At 66.9% G+C, this 18,530-nt stretch carries 23 protein-coding genes; 8 read left to right on the forward strand and 15 right to left on the reverse strand.

The genetic code is table 11. From position 1 onward, the window contains the following. The first annotated feature begins 33 nt into the window (after window positions 1-33). Complete coding sequence (locus HNP02_RS32210; protein ID WP_184444724.1) at window positions 34-1,503, forward strand: NAD(P)/FAD-dependent oxidoreductase; 1,470 nt, start codon at window positions 34-36, stop codon at window positions 1,501-1,503. An 8-nt stretch (window positions 1,504-1,511) separates the two neighbouring features. Here the strand turns inward: HNP02_RS32210 and rraA are convergent, their stop codons facing one another. The 9 genes from rraA to HNP02_RS32255 all read right to left on the reverse strand — a co-directional run bounded on the left by rraA (window position 1,512) and on the right by HNP02_RS32255 (window position 8,444). Continuing rightward, a complete protein-coding gene (rraA, locus tag HNP02_RS32215) occupies window positions 1,512-2,006 on the reverse strand; it encodes a ribonuclease E activity regulator RraA (RefSeq protein ID WP_184444725.1) in 495 nt (164 codons plus the stop codon). A 70-nt stretch (window positions 2,007-2,076) separates the two neighbouring features. After that, entirely contained in the window at window positions 2,077-3,516 is a 1,440-nt protein-coding gene (locus HNP02_RS32220) for an RNA-guided endonuclease TnpB family protein (RefSeq protein ID WP_184444827.1), read from the reverse strand. Window positions 3,517-3,705: 189 nt separating this feature from the next. Continuing rightward, a complete protein-coding gene (locus HNP02_RS32225) occupies window positions 3,706-4,473 on the reverse strand; it encodes a MerR family transcriptional regulator (RefSeq protein ID WP_184444726.1) in 768 nt (255 codons plus the stop codon). A 48-nt stretch (window positions 4,474-4,521) separates the two neighbouring features. After that, window positions 4,522-5,025: a hypothetical protein gene (locus HNP02_RS32230; protein WP_184444727.1), complete on the reverse strand. Its 504-nt coding sequence runs from the start codon at window positions 5,023-5,025 to the stop codon at window positions 4,522-4,524. A 56-nt stretch (window positions 5,026-5,081) separates the two neighbouring features. Further along, the gene (locus HNP02_RS32235; protein ID WP_184444829.1) at window positions 5,082-6,035 is read right to left on the reverse strand and encodes a copper resistance D family protein; all 954 of its coding nucleotides are present in this window, start codon (window positions 6,033-6,035) and stop codon (window positions 5,082-5,084) included. Continuing rightward, on the reverse strand, window positions 6,011-6,517 hold the full coding sequence (locus HNP02_RS32240) for a copper resistance protein CopC (RefSeq protein WP_309241772.1): 507 nt from the start codon (window positions 6,515-6,517) through the stop codon (window positions 6,011-6,013). The genes HNP02_RS32235 and HNP02_RS32240 overlap by 25 nt, the downstream gene beginning before the upstream one ends. Beyond that, complete coding sequence (locus tag HNP02_RS32245; protein ID WP_375373729.1) at window positions 6,517-7,149, reverse strand: YcnI family protein; 633 nt, start codon at window positions 7,147-7,149, stop codon at window positions 6,517-6,519. Before HNP02_RS32245 ends, HNP02_RS32240 begins: the two co-directional genes overlap by 1 nt. A gap of 100 nt (window positions 7,150-7,249) precedes the next feature. Further along, complete coding sequence (locus tag HNP02_RS32250; RefSeq protein ID WP_184444729.1) at window positions 7,250-7,783, reverse strand: hypothetical protein; 534 nt, start codon at window positions 7,781-7,783, stop codon at window positions 7,250-7,252. Between the two features lie 4 nt (window positions 7,784-7,787). Next, window positions 7,788-8,444 carry a DUF6474 family protein gene (locus tag HNP02_RS32255; protein ID WP_184444730.1) on the reverse strand — a complete coding sequence of 219 codons (657 nt, stop codon included), beginning with the start codon at window positions 8,442-8,444 and terminating at the stop codon, window positions 7,788-7,790. Window positions 8,445-8,667: 223 nt separating this feature from the next. Here HNP02_RS32255 and HNP02_RS32260 point away from each other — a divergent pair, with 223 nt between their 5' ends. The 3 genes from HNP02_RS32260 to HNP02_RS32270 all read left to right on the forward strand — a co-directional run bounded on the left by HNP02_RS32260 (window position 8,668) and on the right by HNP02_RS32270 (window position 11,615). Continuing rightward, the gene (locus HNP02_RS32260) at window positions 8,668-9,942 is read left to right on the forward strand and encodes a hypothetical protein (RefSeq protein WP_184444731.1); all 1,275 of its coding nucleotides are present in this window, start codon (window positions 8,668-8,670) and stop codon (window positions 9,940-9,942) included. Between the two features lie 63 nt (window positions 9,943-10,005). Further along, a complete protein-coding gene (locus tag HNP02_RS32265) occupies window positions 10,006-10,497 on the forward strand; it encodes an ImmA/IrrE family metallo-endopeptidase (protein WP_184444732.1) in 492 nt (163 codons plus the stop codon). Beyond that, window positions 10,494-11,615: a hypothetical protein gene (locus HNP02_RS32270; RefSeq protein WP_184444733.1), complete on the forward strand. Its 1,122-nt coding sequence runs from the start codon at window positions 10,494-10,496 to the stop codon at window positions 11,613-11,615. The genes HNP02_RS32265 and HNP02_RS32270 overlap by 4 nt, the downstream gene beginning before the upstream one ends. 50 nt (window positions 11,616-11,665) lie before the next feature. Here HNP02_RS32270 and HNP02_RS32275 read toward each other — a convergent pair whose 3' ends face one another. From HNP02_RS32275 to HNP02_RS32290, 4 genes are all read right to left on the reverse strand, one after another. Then, the gene (locus HNP02_RS32275) at window positions 11,666-12,064 is read right to left on the reverse strand and encodes a helix-turn-helix transcriptional regulator (RefSeq protein ID WP_149370335.1); all 399 of its coding nucleotides are present in this window, start codon (window positions 12,062-12,064) and stop codon (window positions 11,666-11,668) included. 436 nt (window positions 12,065-12,500) lie between these two features. Then, window positions 12,501-13,199 (reverse strand): TMEM165/GDT1 family protein, encoded by a 699-nt coding sequence (locus tag HNP02_RS32280; RefSeq protein WP_184444734.1) that lies wholly within the window; start codon window positions 13,197-13,199, stop codon window positions 12,501-12,503. 259 nt (window positions 13,200-13,458) lie between these two features. Beyond that, a complete protein-coding gene (locus tag HNP02_RS32285) occupies window positions 13,459-13,992 on the reverse strand; it encodes a peptidase (RefSeq protein ID WP_184444735.1) in 534 nt (177 codons plus the stop codon). A 156-nt stretch (window positions 13,993-14,148) separates the two neighbouring features. Next, window positions 14,149-14,475 carry a S26 family signal peptidase gene (locus HNP02_RS32290; RefSeq protein ID WP_221318289.1) on the reverse strand — a complete coding sequence of 109 codons (327 nt, stop codon included), beginning with the start codon at window positions 14,473-14,475 and terminating at the stop codon, window positions 14,149-14,151. Between the two features lie 22 nt (window positions 14,476-14,497). Here HNP02_RS32290 and sodN point away from each other — a divergent pair, with 22 nt between their 5' ends. After that, window positions 14,498-14,920 carry a superoxide dismutase, Ni gene (gene sodN, locus HNP02_RS32295; protein WP_184444736.1) on the forward strand — a complete coding sequence of 141 codons (423 nt, stop codon included), beginning with the start codon at window positions 14,498-14,500 and terminating at the stop codon, window positions 14,918-14,920. Between the two features lie 65 nt (window positions 14,921-14,985). Here sodN and HNP02_RS32300 read toward each other — a convergent pair whose 3' ends face one another. Then, entirely contained in the window at window positions 14,986-15,141 is a 156-nt protein-coding gene (locus HNP02_RS32300; protein ID WP_184444737.1) for a hypothetical protein, read from the reverse strand. A gap of 432 nt (window positions 15,142-15,573) precedes the next feature. On the opposite strand from HNP02_RS32300, the gene HNP02_RS32305 reads away from it, so the two are divergent. The 3 genes from HNP02_RS32305 to HNP02_RS32315 are packed head-to-tail and all read left to right on the forward strand — an operon-like array spanning window position 15,574 to window position 17,848. After that, complete coding sequence (locus HNP02_RS32305) at window positions 15,574-15,915, forward strand: rhodanese-like domain-containing protein (RefSeq protein WP_184444738.1); 342 nt, start codon at window positions 15,574-15,576, stop codon at window positions 15,913-15,915. An 18-nt stretch (window positions 15,916-15,933) separates the two neighbouring features. Further along, entirely contained in the window at window positions 15,934-17,013 is a 1,080-nt protein-coding gene (locus HNP02_RS32310) for a DUF4328 domain-containing protein (RefSeq protein ID WP_184444739.1), read from the forward strand. A 4-nt stretch (window positions 17,014-17,017) separates the two neighbouring features. Next, the gene (locus HNP02_RS32315) at window positions 17,018-17,848 is read left to right on the forward strand and encodes a glycerophosphodiester phosphodiesterase (RefSeq protein ID WP_184444740.1); all 831 of its coding nucleotides are present in this window, start codon (window positions 17,018-17,020) and stop codon (window positions 17,846-17,848) included. Here HNP02_RS32315 and HNP02_RS32320 read toward each other — a convergent pair. After that, window positions 17,845-18,390 (reverse strand): ferritin, encoded by a 546-nt coding sequence (locus HNP02_RS32320; protein WP_184444741.1) that lies wholly within the window; start codon window positions 18,388-18,390, stop codon window positions 17,845-17,847. The two genes, HNP02_RS32315 and HNP02_RS32320, sit on opposite strands and share 4 nt — an antisense overlap. Between the last annotated feature and the right edge of the window lie 140 nt (window positions 18,391-18,530).

Here is an 18,530-nt window from a genome sequence, read left to right on the forward strand (position 1 = left end):
ACCTATTCAACACGGTGTTGATAACGTGGCATCATGAGTGAACATCTCGACGTTCTGATCGTCGGCGCCGGCATCTCGGGCATCAGTGCTGCATGGCACCTGCAGGACCGCTCCCCGTCGAAGACCTACGCCATCCTCGAGCGCCGCGAAGGCATGGGCGGCACCTGGGACCTGTTCAAGTACCCCGGCATTCGATCGGACTCGGACATGTTCACGCTCGGCTTCCGGTTCAAGCCGTGGACGTCGGCGAAGGCCATTGCCGACGGGCCGTCGATCCTGTCCTACATCAAGGAAGCCGCCGCCGAGAACGGCATCGACAAGAACATCCGGTACAACCACCAGGTCACCGCCGCGGAGTGGTCGGACGCCGACAACCGCTGGACGGTCACGGTCGACAGCGGCGGCGAAGAGAAGACGCTGACCTGCTCGTTCCTGTTCGCCACCACCGGCTACTACAACTACGACCAGGGCTACTCGCCCACGTTCCCGGGTTCCGAGGACTTCGCGGGCACCATCGTGCACCCGCAGCATTGGCCCGAGGACCTCGACTACGCAGGCAAGAAGGTCGTCGTCATCGGCAGCGGCGCCACCGCGATCACGTTGATCCCGGCCCTCGTCAACAGCGGCGCCGGTCACGTGACGATGCTGCAGCGCTCGCCGTCCTACATCGGCGCGCTGCCCGACGTCGACCCGATCGCCCAGCAGGTCAACAAGGTGCTGCCCGAGAAGGCCGCTCACGTGGTCAACCGGTGGAAGGCCATCGCCTTCGCCACCGCCCAGTACCAGCTGGCCCGCAAGTTCCCGAAGTACATGCGCAAGACCCTGCTGACCATGGCGCAGCGGCGGCTACCCGAGGGGTACGACGTCGAGAAGCACTTCGGCCCGCGCTACAACCCGTGGGACGAGCGGCTCTGCCTCGCGCCGAACGGCGACCTGTTCAAGACCATTCGCAAGGGCAACGCCGACGTCGTCACCGACACGATCGACACCTTCGTGCCCGAGGGCATCAAGCTCAGCTCCGGTGAGGTGCTCGAGGCCGACATCATCGTCACCGCAACGGGTCTCAACCTCAGGCTGTTCGGTGGTGCGGAGATCCGCCGCAACGGCGAGCCCGTCGACCTGACGCAGTCGATGTCCTACAAGGGCATGATGCTGTCGGGTATGCCGAACATGGCCTTCACCATCGGCTACACCAACGCGTCGTGGACGCTGAAGGCCGATCTGGTCTCCGAGTACGTGTGTCGGATCCTGAACTACATGGACGCCAACGGTTTCGACACCGTGGTGCCCGAGCATCCCGGTGACTCCGTCGAGGAACGCCCTCTGATGGACTTCACGCCGGGTTACGTGCTCCGTGCGCTCGACAGCCTGCCCAAGGCCGGCGCGAAGGCGCCGTGGAAGCTCAAGCAGAACTACTTCCTCGACATTCGGATGATCCGTCAGGGCAAGGTCGACGACGAGGCGCTGCACTTCACCAAACAGCGTGCAGCCCTGAAGGTCTAGCCGCTGACTCAGGCTGGATTGTCGTCTCCGACGACGACGACTATCCCGTCCTCGTCGCAGTAGGCGATCTCGCCGGGAACGAACGTCACACCGCCGAAGGTGACCGCCACGTCGCGGTCACCTTCGCCGGTCTTGGTGCCCTTGCGCGGGTTGGTGCCAAGCGCCTTGATGCCGATGCCGATGGTGCGCAGGGTCGACGCGTCCCGCACCGCACCGTTGACGATCAGCCCGGCCCAACCGCTGTCCGCGGCCAGCCCGGCGATGACGTCGCCGACCAGTGCGGTGTGCAGCGACCCGTCGCCGTCGATCACCAGCACGCCACCGTTGCCGGGCTCGCCGAGGATCGACTTCAGCAGGGCGTTGTCCTGGAAGCAGCGCACCGTGGTGATCGGTCCGGCGAACATCGTCGTGGCACCGTAGTTCTGCAGTTGCAGATCGCAGCTGCGGACGTCGGGGTAGATGTCGTCGACGAGATCGGCGGTTGCGCGCGGTTCGATGGTCACATTTCGATGCTAAAGCGTGTCGAGCAACTCGGGTGAGTGCTCGGCACCGCCCTTCTCGGACGTCGTCGGTTCAGGCCGCTGGTGTGGTGTGAACGTCGGTTCCCGCGTCTTTCGGGCTGGTTTCACCGGCACACGTGGGGTGCTGGTCAGAGCCGTCCCGTCGGCGGGCGTTGGTGGCCCGGCCCCGTTGCTTGGGGGTCCGGGGATCTGGTGAGGCTTCGTGGTGGTGGGCTTGACCCCAGCGGGCCAAGTTCACCGACGCATTGAGGTCACGATCAGCGGTGTGCCCACAGCCACAGACGAAGATGCGGTCGGCCAACGTCATATCGGTGTCGACGGCCCAGCAGACTGGGCACAGCCTGGTTGACGGGTACCAACGATCTGCTTCGACCAACTCCCCACCGCGCCAATCCTGCTTGTAACCCAGGATTCTGGCGAACGCAGTCCATGCGGCGTCAGAGATCGCGCGGGCAACGCGGTGATTGCGTAGCATCCCCGCTACGTTCAGGTTCTCGATGACGATCCGGTCGTGGGTCTTGACCAACTCGTTGGACACCTGGTGCAGGAAATGGCGGCGCACATTGGCGACATGACGGTGATGTCGCGCCAACTTGGCGGCGGCATCACGGCGGTTGTGTGATCCTTTCTGCTTGCGTGACAACGATTTCGACAGCCGTCGCTGCCGGCTGAGGCCCTCGGCCAACGCCTTGGGAGCGTCAGTGATCCGCGTGACCTCGACACCGTCGGCCCGCGCGGCCACTAGGAACACCGACAACCCTCTGTCGACACCGATCCAGCCGCCCCGGTCGTCGTCGGATCGGCGCGGGTGTTGCTGTGCGGGATGCAGATCGGCGGCCTCGACGGTCAGTGAAACCCACCAGCGTCCCGCGCGCGACGTGATCGTGGCGAACAGGATCCTGGCTCGGCCCTTTGCGAGCAGGCGCCGCAGCCGGCGTGTGTCATCGAACACCGCAATCCGCCCGATACCGGGCAAGGTCACTGAGCGAGCTCGGCCGTCATCGCCGACACGGATCGCCGCAGTTTTGCCCTTGCGGTGCTTGTTGCGCAGCCGAAACGACGATTCCGCGCTGGTCTTCTTCTTGAACCGGGGAAAGCCCACAGGTGTGCCTTTGCGTTTACCGGAGCGGGAATCCGACCACGCCTGCAATCCTCGATCGAGGTCGACGGCAGCTTCCTCGAACACCTGTTGGCACACCTCTGCGCGCCAGGCTAGACCCGTCACCACCGTGGTAACGGTGCCCTCGGTGTCGACGGCGAAGACGCGGCCAGCGGCCTCAGTTCCCTTCCACGCGTTAAACCAGTTGATCAGATCAAACCCGGTCCACGGGACACCGAGTGTGGGGTCGGACTTGCGGTGGGTGAGCGCAGTCATCACCGTCCGAAGGCATTGGTTGAACGCAAACCGAGATGCCCCGGTATGTCGAGCCAGCACGTTGTGCTGCTCGACCGTCGGGTTGAGGCAGAACTTGAACGTAGTGTGCCGAGACATCTCACTGACGAGGGTCCCACCCGCTACCGACATGTTGTGACCGCGAGCGTGCCGACGGCCGGATCGACCACTGTAGGCGCTCGGCTGTCACGACGAGACTGCCCGGCAGTACATGACGGATTTCCATACGGCTTGGCCAAATCGGTTTACTGCGCCGCAGACTGGACCGATCACTCTGTTCGATACCCGCTAGCGAGAGGGACCGGCAGATCCGCTCTCGAGGACGATGTCGCGGACGAACTGCGCGAGTCCAGGTTCGACGTCGTCGTAGTACTTGGTGAATCGCTCGTCGGCGACGTACATCTCGACCAGGTTGCGGTGCATGTCGCCCCCGAAGTCGTAGAAGCGTTCGATCTGCGCGCGGTGCCGCGCCACCAGGTCCTCGGCGGCCGGCGAGCCGGGTTGGACGCCGTCCCGCTTGGCCTTCGCCAGCGCGGCGAGCAGCGCGTCACCCTCGGCCTTGACGTCGATCCAGTCCTGCTTGGACATTTGCGCAGCGCGTTGTTGGGACTGCTTCCACGCGTCGGTGTCGCCCCAGCGCTGTTCGGCCTCCTCGGCGTACTCGCCGCCGAACGCGTCCGTGCCGAAGATCTCGACCTGCTCCTGCGCGGTCAGCTGGATGCCGTTGCCGTGTGCGTTCATCAATTCCTCCACTGCCTTGATCGTGTGGGCCAGCCGGTCTGCCTGATCGAGGAGCAGACGGTGCTGGCGACGTAAGTGGGCGGACACGTCGACGTCCGGAACGTCGAGCAGGGTGCGGATCTCGTCGAGTGGGAGGCCCACCGCGCGGTACACCAGCACCAGATGCAGTCGTTCGACGTCGGTGTCGGTGTAGCCGCGGTAGCCCGCCGCCGTCCGCACGCTGGGCACCACGAGACCGATGTGGTCGTAGTGGTGCAGCGTGCGGACCGAGATGCCGGTCAACTCGGCGATGAAGCCGACGGTGTTCGCGTCCACGGAGTCGACTATGGACCCTGACGTCGCGTCAGGGTCAAGTCGATTCCGTCAGTCGTCTTCAGAGCTGCGGCGCGCCAGCAGAACCACAAGGATCGCCAGGATCCCTGCCGCGATGGCCGCCGCCACCGGCAGCCGGGAGGGCACGGGCCCCGGCGCAATGACGGGGATGGTTGCGGCGGCCACGGTCGACTTCGCTTGTGCGGCAGTCTCCTTGGCGGGACTGCTGGCCGGCCGCGAGCCGTTGGTCTCCGCAGCTGCAGGCGCGGGTGCCTCCGCAGCGGGCGGGGTTGCGGGCTGGGGCGGTGGGACGGCGGGCGCCTTCTTGGCGGGTGCCTTCTTCGCCGGTGCAGCCTTCGCCGGAGCAGCCTTCTTGACGGCCTTGGCGGGGGCCTTCTTCGCCACCTTGGCCGGGGCCTTCTTCGCCGCTTTTGCGGGCGCCTTCTTGGCGGCTGTCTTCTTCGCGGGCGGCGGCAGTGTCGGATCCAATGTCGGATCCGGAGTCGACGGCTGTTCGGTGGGCTCGTCGTCCGGTCGACCCTGCTGGTCTGCCATCTGGCTGCTCCTTTGCAGTTCTCGTCCCAGCCATCATGCCAGTTGGGTTTTGGTCGCTATCCCGTGACCGCCAGGGCCGCGGCCAGGGTCAGTGCCACGGTCACGCCCGCCAGCTCGATCCTGGACCGCAGCCGCGATACGTCGGCGCTGGCGCGGTGTGACCGGGCCGCGGGTAGCCACCAGCTGCGATTGCGCCAGGCGAGGACCGTCAACGCTGCCGTCAGCAGAATCTTGGCCGACAGCAGCCGGCCGTACCCCGTCGTGACGAACTCGCCAGGGGAGTGCAGCCGCAACGCCGTCGCCGCGACGCCGCACACCACCAGCGTCACCACGCACAGCAGGGAGACCTGCGAGAAGCGCGGCAACACCCTGGCCCACTGCCCGCGATGCTCGATCACCAGGACCAGAGCGGCCAACGTCCCGCACCACAACGCCGCAGCCAATGCGTGCACGGTGACGGCAAGGCCGCCGGCAGGGCTCTCCGCGAGGTGACCGACCAGGCTGCGCCCAGTCAGCCCGACCGCCGCAACGCCTGCCATCACGACGCCGACCGCCGGTCTCCACTGCCCACGGGACGCCACGACGGCCACGACGCCGACCACGACGGCGGCCACCGCGCACATCAGCCCGGAACGCCCCGTGGTGGTGGCCACCGTGAACTCGACCGTCGTACGCACGCCCACTCGAACCGCGGACGTCCCGACCGCCTGCGCCGCGTCGACCACGATCCGAATCACCTCGGCCACCGCCCACACCGCCGACGCGAGGATCAGCGGTCCGGACGCCCGCTCGGCGACCTCGCGGCGATACCGGTCCGTGTCGAACATCGGGACCACCGCGAGGCCGAGCGTGACCACTGCCGAGCAGTCGGCGACCGCTCGAATCAGCGTGGCGCTCAACGAGTTCTGCGGAGACGCCAGTGCCCACGCCGCCACTGCCGATGCCGTGACGACGAAGACGCCGGCCGCCACGATCCGCAGCCGCGTCACGCCCGTCGTCGGACCGCCCACCACGCGCCTGCACCCACGATCGCGACGGCCGCCGCGATGAACGGCCAGACCGGAACGCCCTCGTCCGCCGGCCCGGTCGCCCCCACCGGCGGACCCGGTGTGCCCGACCCGGCCGTCGTCAGCCGGAACGACCACGAACCCGACACCACGTGACCGTCCGCGGAGGTCACGCGGTAGTTCACCGTGTAGGTGCCGACGGGCCCGAGCGGCCGCAGCCCCACGCTGGCCACAGCGCCCTTGACATCGGTGGGGCCGGTGGACCACAGATTGCCGTCGGGGCCGACCACCGTCATGGCCGCAAAGCTGGTCTGCAGTTGCTCGTTGAACGTCCCGCTGACGCGTTCGGGTCCCTTGTCTACTGCGGAATCAGGTGCGGGATCGGCGGAGATGCGGATCGCGTGGGCGGAGGCCGTCCCGGCGCCGGTGAGCGCCAGGACGGCCATCAGGGCGACGACGAACGCCGCTCCGGTGATCTTCCGGATCACGTACGCCGCCGACCGATCACGGCGACCACCACGGCCACCGCGGCGACGATCAGCGCACCTCCGGCCAGCCAGCGGGCCGTGTCGTCGCCAGCCTTCGGGGCCTCGGCGACGGGTTGCTCGGCCGGTGCCGCGACGGTGGGGGCCGGCGACGGCGACATCTGATGCTCGGGCGCGCGGGTTCCCGACAGATCGAGCTCCGGCACGGGGTACTCGGGTTCGCCGCCGCCGGGGAGCGGCGGTTGATCCCAGCGGACCACCTTTCCGTCCGAGTAGGTCTGCGTCGCGGGGAACGTGACCGACGGTTGGTTGGGCAGCGCCACCGAGACCCGGAACAAGGCGAACTGGTCCGACGAGATCCCGACGGACGGCGCGGCCGTCCAGGTCACCGAACTCACGGTGCCCGCAGCGGTATCTCGGTCGAGGTGACTCGTCCAGCCGGGCATGACCTCGGCGCGCGCCGAGGCCACCTTCGGCAGTGCGACGCTGAACTGCGTTGTCAGAGCGCCTGTTTCAGATTCTCCGGGAACCTGGAACGTCAGTATCGCGGAACCGCCTGGCGCGGCGTCGTCGGCATCGACGTGAACATGGGCCCAGGCCGGCGCGGCGCCGGAGAGCAGGGCGATGGACATGGCCGCACCTGTGGTGGCGGTCGTGATGAGGGCGCGCGAAAACGCCCTTCGGATGGATCGCATTTCGAGTGGTTTCCTTTTGTCGGAATGGGGTGGTCGGTCAGCGAACGGCGCCGACCGGCGGCCCCCGATGCGACATCGACGCGGCGAGTTGGAGCGCGGACCGCAGCGGCTGATCCGCGGCAACGAGTGCGGCCCGGGGCGCGGTGGTCACCGGGGTTGGCGTTGGTGCGACGGCGGTCCGCACCGCCCGAGAGATCGCGGCGCACAGGTATCCCGCGGCCGCGATCAGCGCGGCGCCGCATGCGACCGCGACCGCATGGGCGGCGACCATCGCCGCGGCCGACGGGCCCGCGGCGCTCGCATGGTGGTGGCCAACGGTGCCGAGCAGGACATGGCCGAGCACCTGGCCGGCCGCCATCAGGGCGAGCTGTACCCGGAACCGGTCGGCGCAGGAGATCGTCGCGGAGAGCGCTCCGATCACGACGGCCAGCAGGACGAGCTGAGCCGCCGTAGCCCCGGACGGGGTTCCGCCGCCCGCAGCGGCGTGCGCGGTGGTGGCAAGGGCGACGGTCAACGAGCCGGCAGCCAGGCCCCGCAATGGAATCGCAGGTGAGGCAGAGCCGGCGGGCACGTCGCTAGACCACGCCGAGGCGGGCCATCAAGTCGGCGTCGATGCCGTCCAACTGCTGGGTGATGGCTGCGTGGGCCGCCTTGCGGCGGGTGGTCGGCATGTTCTCGGCGGCGGTCACGGCCGCGGAGAGATCCCTCAATCGGTCGTTGATGGCGGTCACGAACTGCTTGGTCTCGGCGTCCTTGGGCTTCGACTCGGCGACCTGCCGCAGCGACTGCTCAGCGCCGGAGATTCGTGCGGACAGCCCGCCACCCGCGCCGGAGAACTGCCCGAGCTGGCTGAGCGGAACGCCGAGCCGGTCCGCCTTGCGTTGGTCGAGAATGCCCCGCGCGGCGATCGAGGCGCGGTAGACGATCGGCACCAGGACGGGGGCCAACAGCCGCGAAACCGTCATGATCCGGCGAATACGCGAAGTGGATAACAGCTTCCCCTCCTTGGCCGCCTTGAGTTGGGCCTCAGCAACCTTGAGTGCGGTCTTGTCGCTGTCCCGTTGTGCCTTCAAGCCCGCCTTGACGGCGGAGGTTTGGCGCCTGCCGTCGGCCTTGATCTTGCGAGCCTCGTTCTTGGCCGCGAGTCTGGCCTCCAGCTTGGCCTTCGCCTTGATCGCACGGGCCTCGGCCCTGCGGGTTGAGCGGCTCTTACGACGCTTGAACACGCCCATCCCGGCTGCCTCCCAGTCAATTCCGTCGAGATCCCGCGATTCTGGCTGCGCTTGGTGACGCCAACCCTATCGTCGGACTGGCCGCGTGCGGGATTCACCCCTTACAGAATGAGGACGTTCTGCACACCAGCAAACAGTTCAGGATGTTTATGCGACAATTGACGGACATCAAGAAGGCCGAACCGACGATGCCGTGAGGGGTTGGTGACGAGTGGTTCCCCGTATGCGCTTGGCTGCGGCGTCGTGCTTGATGGCATCTGGGCTGCTCGTGGCGGGTACGGGCGCGTCACTGGCGCTTGCGGACCCCGATACCGGCAAGCCCGCTGACACCGGCGGTTCGCAGAACAACAGCGCTCCGCCCGCGACCGGTTCCCCCGAGGCGACCGGGACCTCGGGAGCCTCCGCCCCCGGATCGGCGCCGGGAGGTACCGGCAGTCCATCGAAGCCCAGCTCGCAAGTCGGGGACGGACGCAATGGCGTGCCCGCGGGTGGGACCACCGGTACGGCGACGGCGCACGAGACCACGCACGAATCCACCCACGAGAGTGCCTCCCCGACCGAGACGGCGCCGACCACCGTCACCGAGACCTCCAGCAAACCCACTGAATCCGCATCCACGCCCGCTCCGCAAACTGGATCCGCATCCCCCAGCGAACAATCGACGGGTGTGACGACGCACGTTGTGGTTGCCCCGTCGGTCCCCACCTCGGCCCTTCCGCAGGCGCTGGCGGCGGCGTCCGAAAAGCTGGCGGCAGCCGTCCCCCCCACCGAGACGCCGCCCCCTACCGCGGCTCCCGTCGTGTGGTGGCCGTTCAACTGGTGGAACTGGGCGCTGCCACAAGTGGTGACCCCCAACGGGGGTAGTGACGGCGTGCCAGCTCCGGTCACCTGGCAATCTCCGATCCCACCCGGGATGCAGCTGCCGATCCCGCAGTTCCCGACCATTCCGCGCGATCTGCTCGCCCCGATCAATGGGTTCTCCTTCGACCCGTTCGTCGACGCCGTGAACGGGGTCCTCACGGGGGTCAACAACGTCGTCACCGGGTTGGCCACCGCGGCCTCCCAGCTTCCCTTCGCGCAGATCACGCTGCCCGTCGTGGTGTTCCCCGGCGGTCCGGTGGTCGGCGCCCCCAATGTCAACGGCGGATCGGTCGGCGCCGGACCTGGAGTCGTTCCGCGCCCGGGCATTCCGGCCGCGCCGTCGCCTCCGGTGAACCCGGGCGCCAGCTCCGCACCGCCACCGCCGCCTCCGCCTGCGCAAAAGCAGCAGGCACCGCCTGCGTTCAGCGCGGGCAACCAAGCCTCGGTCGCCCCGTCCTACCGGATGGGCTACATGGAGTACCTGCGGGCGGCCGGGTTCGGCGAGGTCGCGGCCGTCGCCGTACCTGGCTTCACCGGAATCCTGATCCTCACCGGTGCAGGAGGATTGATCGGGTATCGCCAAGCCAGGGCCGGCAGCACCATGCGGACCGGGAACACGGCGCGCTTCATGGGTTGACCCGATCGTTGGTCGCCGAGGAGACCAACGATGTCATAGTGGACCCGTCGAGAGGAGGTTCGTATGCCTGCTAGCCGTCGCGTCACACGCGCCGTCAACGACGTGCTCGACCTCGCTCCCAGACGCGGCGAGGTCTCGCTCGCGCGTCTGGTCGAAGCCGTGGCCGCAGACCGCGGTCGGCCCGTCGAACTCAAGATGGCTGATCTGCCGACCGGGGTGTGTGGTCAGTGGCGCCAATACACCGACCGCGACGTCTTCCTGATCCAGAAGGGTCTGCCCGCAGGCGACCGCACCCTGGCCCACGAGCTCGGCCACCTAGTGATGGGCCATGACGGCATCTCGGTCGTGGAGGCCGCCCGTGACACCACCGAACTCGCCAGCTCGGACCTGATCGGGTACATGCTGAACCAGCGGACCGGTTGCATGGGTCCCAGCGGGGAGGAAGCCGAGCAGGAGGCCGAGGACTTCGCCGCGCTGCTCATCTATCGACTTGGCCGCCTGCCATCCGATCGCTCGTCGATCGTGCAGGTGCGGCTCGGAGAGGCGTTTGGTTGATCGTCTGGGTGATCGCCGGTCTTCTCGGATTGGCGACCGGCCTCCGCATCGGCTGGGCTCTGGTCAACAAGCAATCTCTGGTCAGCGCGGCGATGATTCTCGCGCTGGGCAGCCTCGGTCTGGTGGCGGCTCTGAACTGGCAGCCGCTGACCCTCCTGATCGACACCCTGTTGCGGTGGCCAAACGTGTCGACGGTCTTCAGCCAGGTGGCGCTGATCGCTTGCGCCGCAGGCAGTTGCGTGATGATTACGTCGGCCTCGTCCAGCCGAGGGCCCGCCACCATCCGGCGCATCGCGATCGTTCAGTACGTCGTGGCGGCGGTGATCGCCGTGCTGACTCTGGTGGCCTTCTTCATCGCACCCCAGCAGCCCGAGATGGCACCCGAGGAGTATCTGCGGCGCAACCTGGGCTCGGGGGGCACGTCGTTGTCGTGGCTGCTGCCGTTGCTCTACGTGCTGCTTGCGCTGACGCTGGTCGCGTGGGCGGGGGCTCGGCACTCCAACCGCACCCGCAGGGGCAGGGCGCTGTTCCTGTTCACCATCGGCATCGCGCTCATCGTGCTGGCGAGCGCCTTCTTCCTGCTGCGCGCAGTAGGAAGCACCAAGTTCGTCGGAGTCGGCGCGGCGGCGACGCTCTTGGGCTGCGCGATGCTGGTGGTGGCCAGTGGCTCACTGCTACCCAGCGTCGAGGACTGGTTCGGCGCCCGGCGCGAACTCCGGATCATCCGGCCGCTTCTCGAGGAGTTGAACGGCCGCCACCCCAACATCGGGATCGGGGTGCGTCCGAGGGGGCCGTTGTTGTTCCGCGTCGCCGAGCAGATGTCGCTCATCTCCGACGCGCTGTACCTGGAGGCCACCCGAACACTCGAAGGAGAGGACGACTACCTCGACGACTCCTCCGATCCCGCGACGCACGCGGTGTCACCGGAGGATCAGGCGCGGCGTATCGCGGAGTGGATTCTCGCAGGTCGGGGCGCTGACCGAGACGCCGCAAACTCGCTCTTCCCTGGTCCTAATTGGCTACGTCAGCCATCGTCGTACTCCGATCGCGAGTGGATCCTCGCGATCGCGGATCAGTATCGAATGCTGGACCGCCGGGTCGACGTTGCCGCGGCCTGATCTGATCTTGTATCAGATTTCGCCGACCGCCGCGACGTCGCAACGCGGGGCTAATCGTCGAGGTGTTCCCGGCGACGAAGCTCGTCGGCCTTGTAAACCAGGTCCTGCTTGGCCTCGGGGGACAGCCCGACGGTGCGCGCCGCAATACGGCGGATGCCCTCGTCACGCATGTTGGCCAGCCAGGTCAGTTCCTTGTCGAGCTTCTCGTAGTACTCGTCGTCGGTGAAGTAGGCGGGCTTGATGCGGAAGAAGTTGGCAAGTGCGGCCATGGTCGTCACGGACGGATTCGTCCGGTTGCCTGAGCGCAGCTGCGAGAGGTACGGAGCCGACATCGTGACGCCTTCGGCCTTGAGGGCGGCGATCACTTCAGCGGAGGTATGCGGACCACGTCCTGGCGGGTAGACGGTGTCAAACAGGCGGTTGAGCCTGGCGGCGAAGGTCATGCTCATCGATTAATCCTCCACTTGGCGATATGTGCGGTCATCTTTGCAGTGTATTTGCTGATCATCGTAGCGAGTGATATGCCAGCAGCCAAGTGCAAACCACCGAAAACTCGACACTACCCGTTCGCTGCAACCCCTGCCACGCCGTCTAGCAGCGGTTCTCCACAAAAACGGCACGGTTACTGCACGACATCGCCGGGCAAATAATAACGCTGGGGTTGATTTACATAACCTGCAAGCCTCTGAACGCCCGTCACAGGAGGCTCATAGGCCACTCCCGGCAACCGCTCATCCGTACAGAGAGTGCCGACATCGTCATTTGCTCAGGAAACGAATATTGTCAGCGATGAGTAGCTGCGGGGCTCAACTTCGCGCACGTCGTCGGGCGGGGCGCATTGCGCCCCGTTTTTCGGGAGCCCATCGACGGGTAGTAGCCAGCGTGTTACGCGGCGGTTTCCGGCGACGATTCCCGCGCAGGGGCACGCCGGCGGCTCTTCATGTACCGGACCACGGCGATGATTGCGGCCACGGCGGCTACCCCCGCAGTGGACGCCACGGCCACGGTCGGCCAGCCGAGAGCGCTGTCGAAGAGCATCCAGAGTCCGAACAACAGGAACAGGAGCGCAGCCATCCCGTGCAGGAAGCGTTCGGGCAGCCTGCGGTGCAGGAGCCGGCCCACCACGATTGCCACGCCGTCGGCGAGCACCATCCCCACGGTGGCCCCGATCCACACGCCCGCCCAGTTGTGGTCGCTGGCCAACGCGACGGTGGCGAGCATGGTCTTGTCTCCGAGTTCGGCCAATACGAACGACGAGATGACCGCGAAGATCACGTATCGCGGCTCGCGAACCGGTGCCACGTCGTCATCGTCGCTACGGCGACTGTCGCGCCAAGTCCATGCTGCGAACAGCAGGAACGCGATGGCAGCGGCGAACGCGATCGGGCGCGCAGGCAGGGTGAGGCCGACGAAGTGGCCGATCGTGACCGACAGTCCATGAACCAGGAACGCGGCGATGGCCACCCCGGAGAGCACCACCCACCAACGGTGGCGCAGGGCGTACGTCATGGTCATCAGTTGGGACTTGTCGCCGAGCTCGGCGAGGAAGACGACACCGAGACTGACCAGTGCGGCGGTGAGCATGACGAAACCTTTCGACGTTTCGCCCGGCGTGCGGTGAGTTCACGGCACATTCGGGCATTTCGTCGAAGGTCTCGCCCACCGCGCGATGCGGTTCGTCTGCCGGGCTTGACGCCAGTATGTCGACAGGACGATTGGGGGCTACTCCCCTTCGCTGATAACCCGACGATAGCGGCCCCAGAGCGCCTGCGCCACTTTCATACCCAAGTTCGGGTTCCCGTAATCGTCGTTTCGAGTTTCGAATCTCGAGCTTCGAAAACCCTTATGCCGCAAGCAGCATCGCCAAGATGGCGGTATCGGGGTGACTGATCGGGTCGAGGCCGACGCGGCTCACCATCGAGGTGACCGTGCCGTCCAACTCCGCTTCGACCCATGCCGCGCGGTGCTCCAGACCCAGATGTGGGATCCCCGGCAGCAGTACGCAACCCGAGGCGGCCCCCGAGCATTCGGGCAGCGACGGCATGGTCTCCGACGGCGGGTGCAACATCAGAAGCGCTGGTGGCATTCGGTGCGCGAAATAGCCTGGCGGGATGGCGGATTCACCGACGACCGTGCCCTCGGCGAGCACCAGTCCGACGGTGCCGGGCGCGGGTTCGTCGGGCAGTTCCTCGCGGACCCCGAAAATCGTTGTGGTCGCCAGCAATCCGGGCAACGACGCCACCCGCACCGCGACCATGAGGAGTTGTGCCCATTCCTTCGTCGAATCGGGCCATCGGCCCGAAACCACGAATCCCTTCAACGATCCCCCCGAGTGGAAGGGCGCGACTTCGACGGCTCCGCCGGATCCTGTGTCCATCTCGCCTCCGAAACGTGCTCGTGCGACTAGCGCCCGACACGGCTGTGGGTCGATTCCGTCAGCATGCGGCCTGTGAGGGCAACCGGCAAGCGGGACACGCGCCTAGCGAGTTAGCCGTCGCGCAGTTGTCGCCGTCCGGTGACAACTCCCGGGTCGCTACGCTCCTGCCCTCCGAGCCGTCCACACCACCCGGTACGACCCCGCCGCAGGCACGAAGCCGAACTGTCGCGAGTCGACGACCCCTGGTGCGTGTGGATTGTCGGATCGGGCCTCGAACGTCGCCCCGCGGACCTCGCCGACCCGTTTGACGATCCACCGCGAGGGGAGAGTCGGGTCGGGGAACACGCGTATTTGCCCACGGCGCGGGCGGCCGAAGCGCTCCGCGAGGAGGCCGTCGCCGGGGCTCAACGTGGGCCGCATCGAGTCCTCGACCACCGCGAACCGGCGCAACGGCCAGCGTCGTGGTCGATGATTACGGCCCATGCTCAAAGGGTAGGTTAGGGCCATGCTGCATCGACTCTTCTCAAACGCCACCCCCGCCCATGCCCACTGCGATCTGTACTGCGGGGTCTACGATCCCGCGCAGGCCAAGATCGAGGCGCTCTCCTGCCTCAAGACGCTCCAGAAGTACAACGACTCGGACGACGAGCACTTCCGGACCCGCGCCATCCTCATCAAGGAGCAGCGCGCCGAGGAAGTCAAGCATCACCTGATGGTGCTGTGGGCCGACTTCTTCGCCAAGGACCACTTCGAGCAGTTCCCGAATCTGCACCAGCTGTTCTGGGACGGCGTGCACGGCGCGGGTGAAGTCAAGAAGTCGACCGACGTCGCCGTCGCCGAGAAGCTGCTGAAGACGATCGACGAGATCTCCGACATCTTCTGGCAGACCGAGAAGGCCAAGGGAATGGGCGTCTACCCGCCAGCCTGACAACTACGACCACAACGACGGCCGGCCCGGAGCACACGCTCCGGGCCGGCCGTCATCGTTTTAGTTCAGAGCAAGACGATCAGTACGAGCACGCCAAGCAAGATCAGGGCGATCACACCGGCGCGCACGCACGCAATCCCCTGGCCGCGGGTGTAGATGTGCGCGGAGTTCCACTCCGAGGGCGGCATGGCCGACCCTGGACCTAGTGGTTGTGCTGCCATCACGAACTCCTGACCTGCACGATCAACGTTGCCTCCAGTGAAATTTGTCACAAGGATCGGTTGTGACGCCGATCATAGCCCTTGCTACGGTCACGTGAAAATCGGGCGTCGCGCCGCCTGCGATGTGCGCGTTTGGCCGGTTCACAGCCTGGGTACAGCGGGGAAGCCGAGATGGTTAGACCGCCAAACCTGTTCGCTCCCGGCGCTCATCTCCTGTTGATCGATGCCGTGCGGGCGCCCAGGGTTATCCCCAGTCAATTACAGCGGGGACACAGATTCGGCGGTTCAGGGCGCATTTCCACCGCTGGCAGCCTGTGGATAAACCTGTGGAAACTGTGCATAGCCATCAAATTGCTGCAGCGATTGCTGCGGCGACTCGGGTGCATTGCCAAGGGCGGCGTGCCAGCATGGTCCGCGTGAAGGGATCTTTCAGTGTCTGAGGACGAGGTCGGCGTTGCCGAAGTAACCGCCGTGCCGGTGACGTTCGACGAGTCGGTCGTGCTTCTCGACGTCCGTGAGGACGACGAGTGGCAGCGCGGTCACGCCGCGGGTGCCCAGCACATTCCGATGGGCGACGTGCCTGCTCGCATCGGCGAGATCGACGTCGACGCCACGCTGTACGTGGTGTGTCACGCCGGGGGCCGATCGCTGCGGGTGGCGCAGTACCTGGCCCGCAACGGATATGAACCGATCAACGTCGACGGCGGCATGCTGGCGTGGGCCGGAGCCGGTCGATCCGTCGTCACCGACGACGGCGGCGTTGGCACTGTCTGAGGGCCGTAGGCTGGTCGCGTGATTCAGGTCTGTTCACGGTGCGGAACGCGGTGGAACGTCCGCGACCGCCGGCGGGACTGGTGCCCCCGGTGCCAGGGCACTCTGCTGGCGCCGACGGCTGACGCGCCCGATCAGCGATGGGGGCAGCGGCCCAGCGCGCCGGCGGTGCAGTCGGGCCAAGGCACGCCTCCACGCCTGCCTCAGGGCTACCGCTGGATCGCGGTCCGGCCGGGCGCCGCCCCGCCGCCCCGTCCCGTGCGCCGCCCACTGGGGCCCACTCCCCGCTACGCAGTGACCCCGCGCTGGGGTCTGACGGATCAGCTCGACGGTCAGTACGGCGCGGCCACCGCGCAGGCCGTCGAGGTGCGCTCAGGCCCGTCGGTCGCGATGGTGCGCGGCACCCTGGTGGCCACCATGGTGCTTCTTGGCTTCGCCGCCGTGGTGCACATCGTGCGGTACGCGCTGCTGCTGCTCAACCGCAGCACGTTGTTGAATCCGTGGGTGGCCGGGATTGTGACCTGGGGCGGCGTCGCAGCCAGCGTGCTTGCGCTGTTCGCCGTCGTGGCGAGCGTGGTGGTCCTGGCCAACTGGCTGATCGCGCGGCGGGCGAGGGCGTTCGCGCACCGCGACACCACCGATCCGCGCTCGGCCAGGGAGATGCTGGCCGGCTGTCTGGTGCCGCTCGTCAACCTGTTCTGGGCGCCGGTCTACCTCATCGAGTTGGCCGACGCCGAGGGTCGGCTGAGCCGCCTGCGCGCCACCATCGTCACCTGGTGGTGCGTCTGGATCTTCAGCACGCTGGTGTCGGTGTTCTCGATCGCCACCAGCTTCACTAGCGACGCTCAGGGCATCGCCGACAACACCGTGGCGACCATCGTGGCCTATCTGGTTGCCCTTGCCGCGCTGCTGCTGGTCTACCGCGTGTTGCTCGGATTCGAGCGCACCCCCGTCGACCGGCACGTCAAGCGTTGGGTGATGGTCGCCGACGAGTCACCACGCGTGCGCGACGAGCCGGACCCCAGTGGCACCAAGGACGACACCGAGGAAACCGAAGTGCCGGTAGCGGTTGAAGCCGAACAGCGGGAACCGGCAGCATAGCCTCATGAACTCGGGCGACGGCACGCTCGGCGGCCACCCGTTCGTGGTTGCGCACCGCGGAGCGTCGGCCGATCTCCCGGAACACACCGTCGCCGCGTACGACCTCGCGTTGAGGGAAGGCGCGGACGGCGTGGAGTGCGACGTCAGGTTGACGCGCGACGGCCATCTGGTGTGCGTGCACGACCGCAAGGTGGACCGCACGTCGAACGGCACGGGACTGGTCAGCGAGATGACCCTCGCGCAGTTGCGCGAACTGGATTACGGTGCCTGGCATGCGAGTTGGCGGGCGGACGGCAGCCAGGGCGATACCGGACTGCTCACCCTCGACCAGCTCATAACACTGGTGCTCGACTGGAACCGGCCGGTGAAGATCTTCATCGAGACCAAGCACCCGGTGCGCTACGGCGCGCTGGTGGAGAGCAAGGTGCTGGCCCTGCTGCACCGGTACGGCATCGCCGCGCCCGCGTCGGCGGATCTGTCAAGGGCGGTCGTGATGTCCTTCTCCGCGGCAGCCGTCTGGCGCATCCGCCGGGCCGCGCCGATGCTGCCGACGGTGCTACTCGGGGAGACGTCGCGGTATCTGGGCGGCAGCGCCGCCACCACCGTCGGAGCCACCGCGGTGGGTCCGTCGATCGCGACGCTGCGCGAACACCCGGAACTCGTCGACCGCGCCGCCGCCCACGGACGCGCCCTGTACTGCTGGACCGTCGACCACTACGAGGACGTGCGGTACTGCAGGGACGTGGGCGTCGCCTGGGTGGCCACCAACCATCCGGGACGGACCAAGGACTGGTTGCAGAACGGGCTCACCGAGGCGGGCCAGCCAGACGGTTAGAGGCTTCCGCCCGCCGCCTTCGGCGCGGTGGCATCGGCGCCTGCCGCGCTGATCTCGCGGGCCACGAAGTCCTCGAGGTGGAACAGGTCGGCGCCGGCCCGCTCGCTCACCCGGACCAGGGTGGTGATCAAGGCGACCTCCTCCACCTGCTCCTTGAGGAACCACTGCATGAACTGCTCGCCGAGGTAGTCGGCCTCGTCGCGGGCGACGGCGGCAAGCCGGCTGATCTGCTCGGTGACCGCCCGCTCCTGTTGGAGGGCCAGGCGCAGCGCTTCGGCCGGTGAGACGAAGGTGCTGCGCACCGGGTCGGTGCCGGGGATCTCCACGTCGACGTCGCGATCGATCAGGTACTGCACGATCATCATCGCGTGGTTGCGCTCTTCGATGGCCTGCGCGTAGAAGTGCTTGGCCAGTTGCGGAAGATCGGCGCCGTCGAAGTGGACGGCGATCGCGATGTATTGCTGCGCAGCGGTGAACTCGGTGCGGATCTGGTCTTGAAGAAGGTGGTGAAATTTGGTGTCGAGCGTCGTCGCGTCAGTCATGATCATCACGATAGTGCAGGTCAGATGGCATTGTCATCAAAGGTATGCCTTATTGAGGCAAGGTTGACCTAAGTGCTGTGACGCCGGTAACGACAACGGCGTGACGGCTATGGATGTTTGCTGAGCGACGATGGAAGGTG

Source organism: Mycobacterium sp. AZCC_0083 (genome assembly GCF_014202335.1).
Taxonomy (GTDB): Bacteria; Actinomycetota; Actinomycetes; order Mycobacteriales; family Mycobacteriaceae; genus Mycobacterium.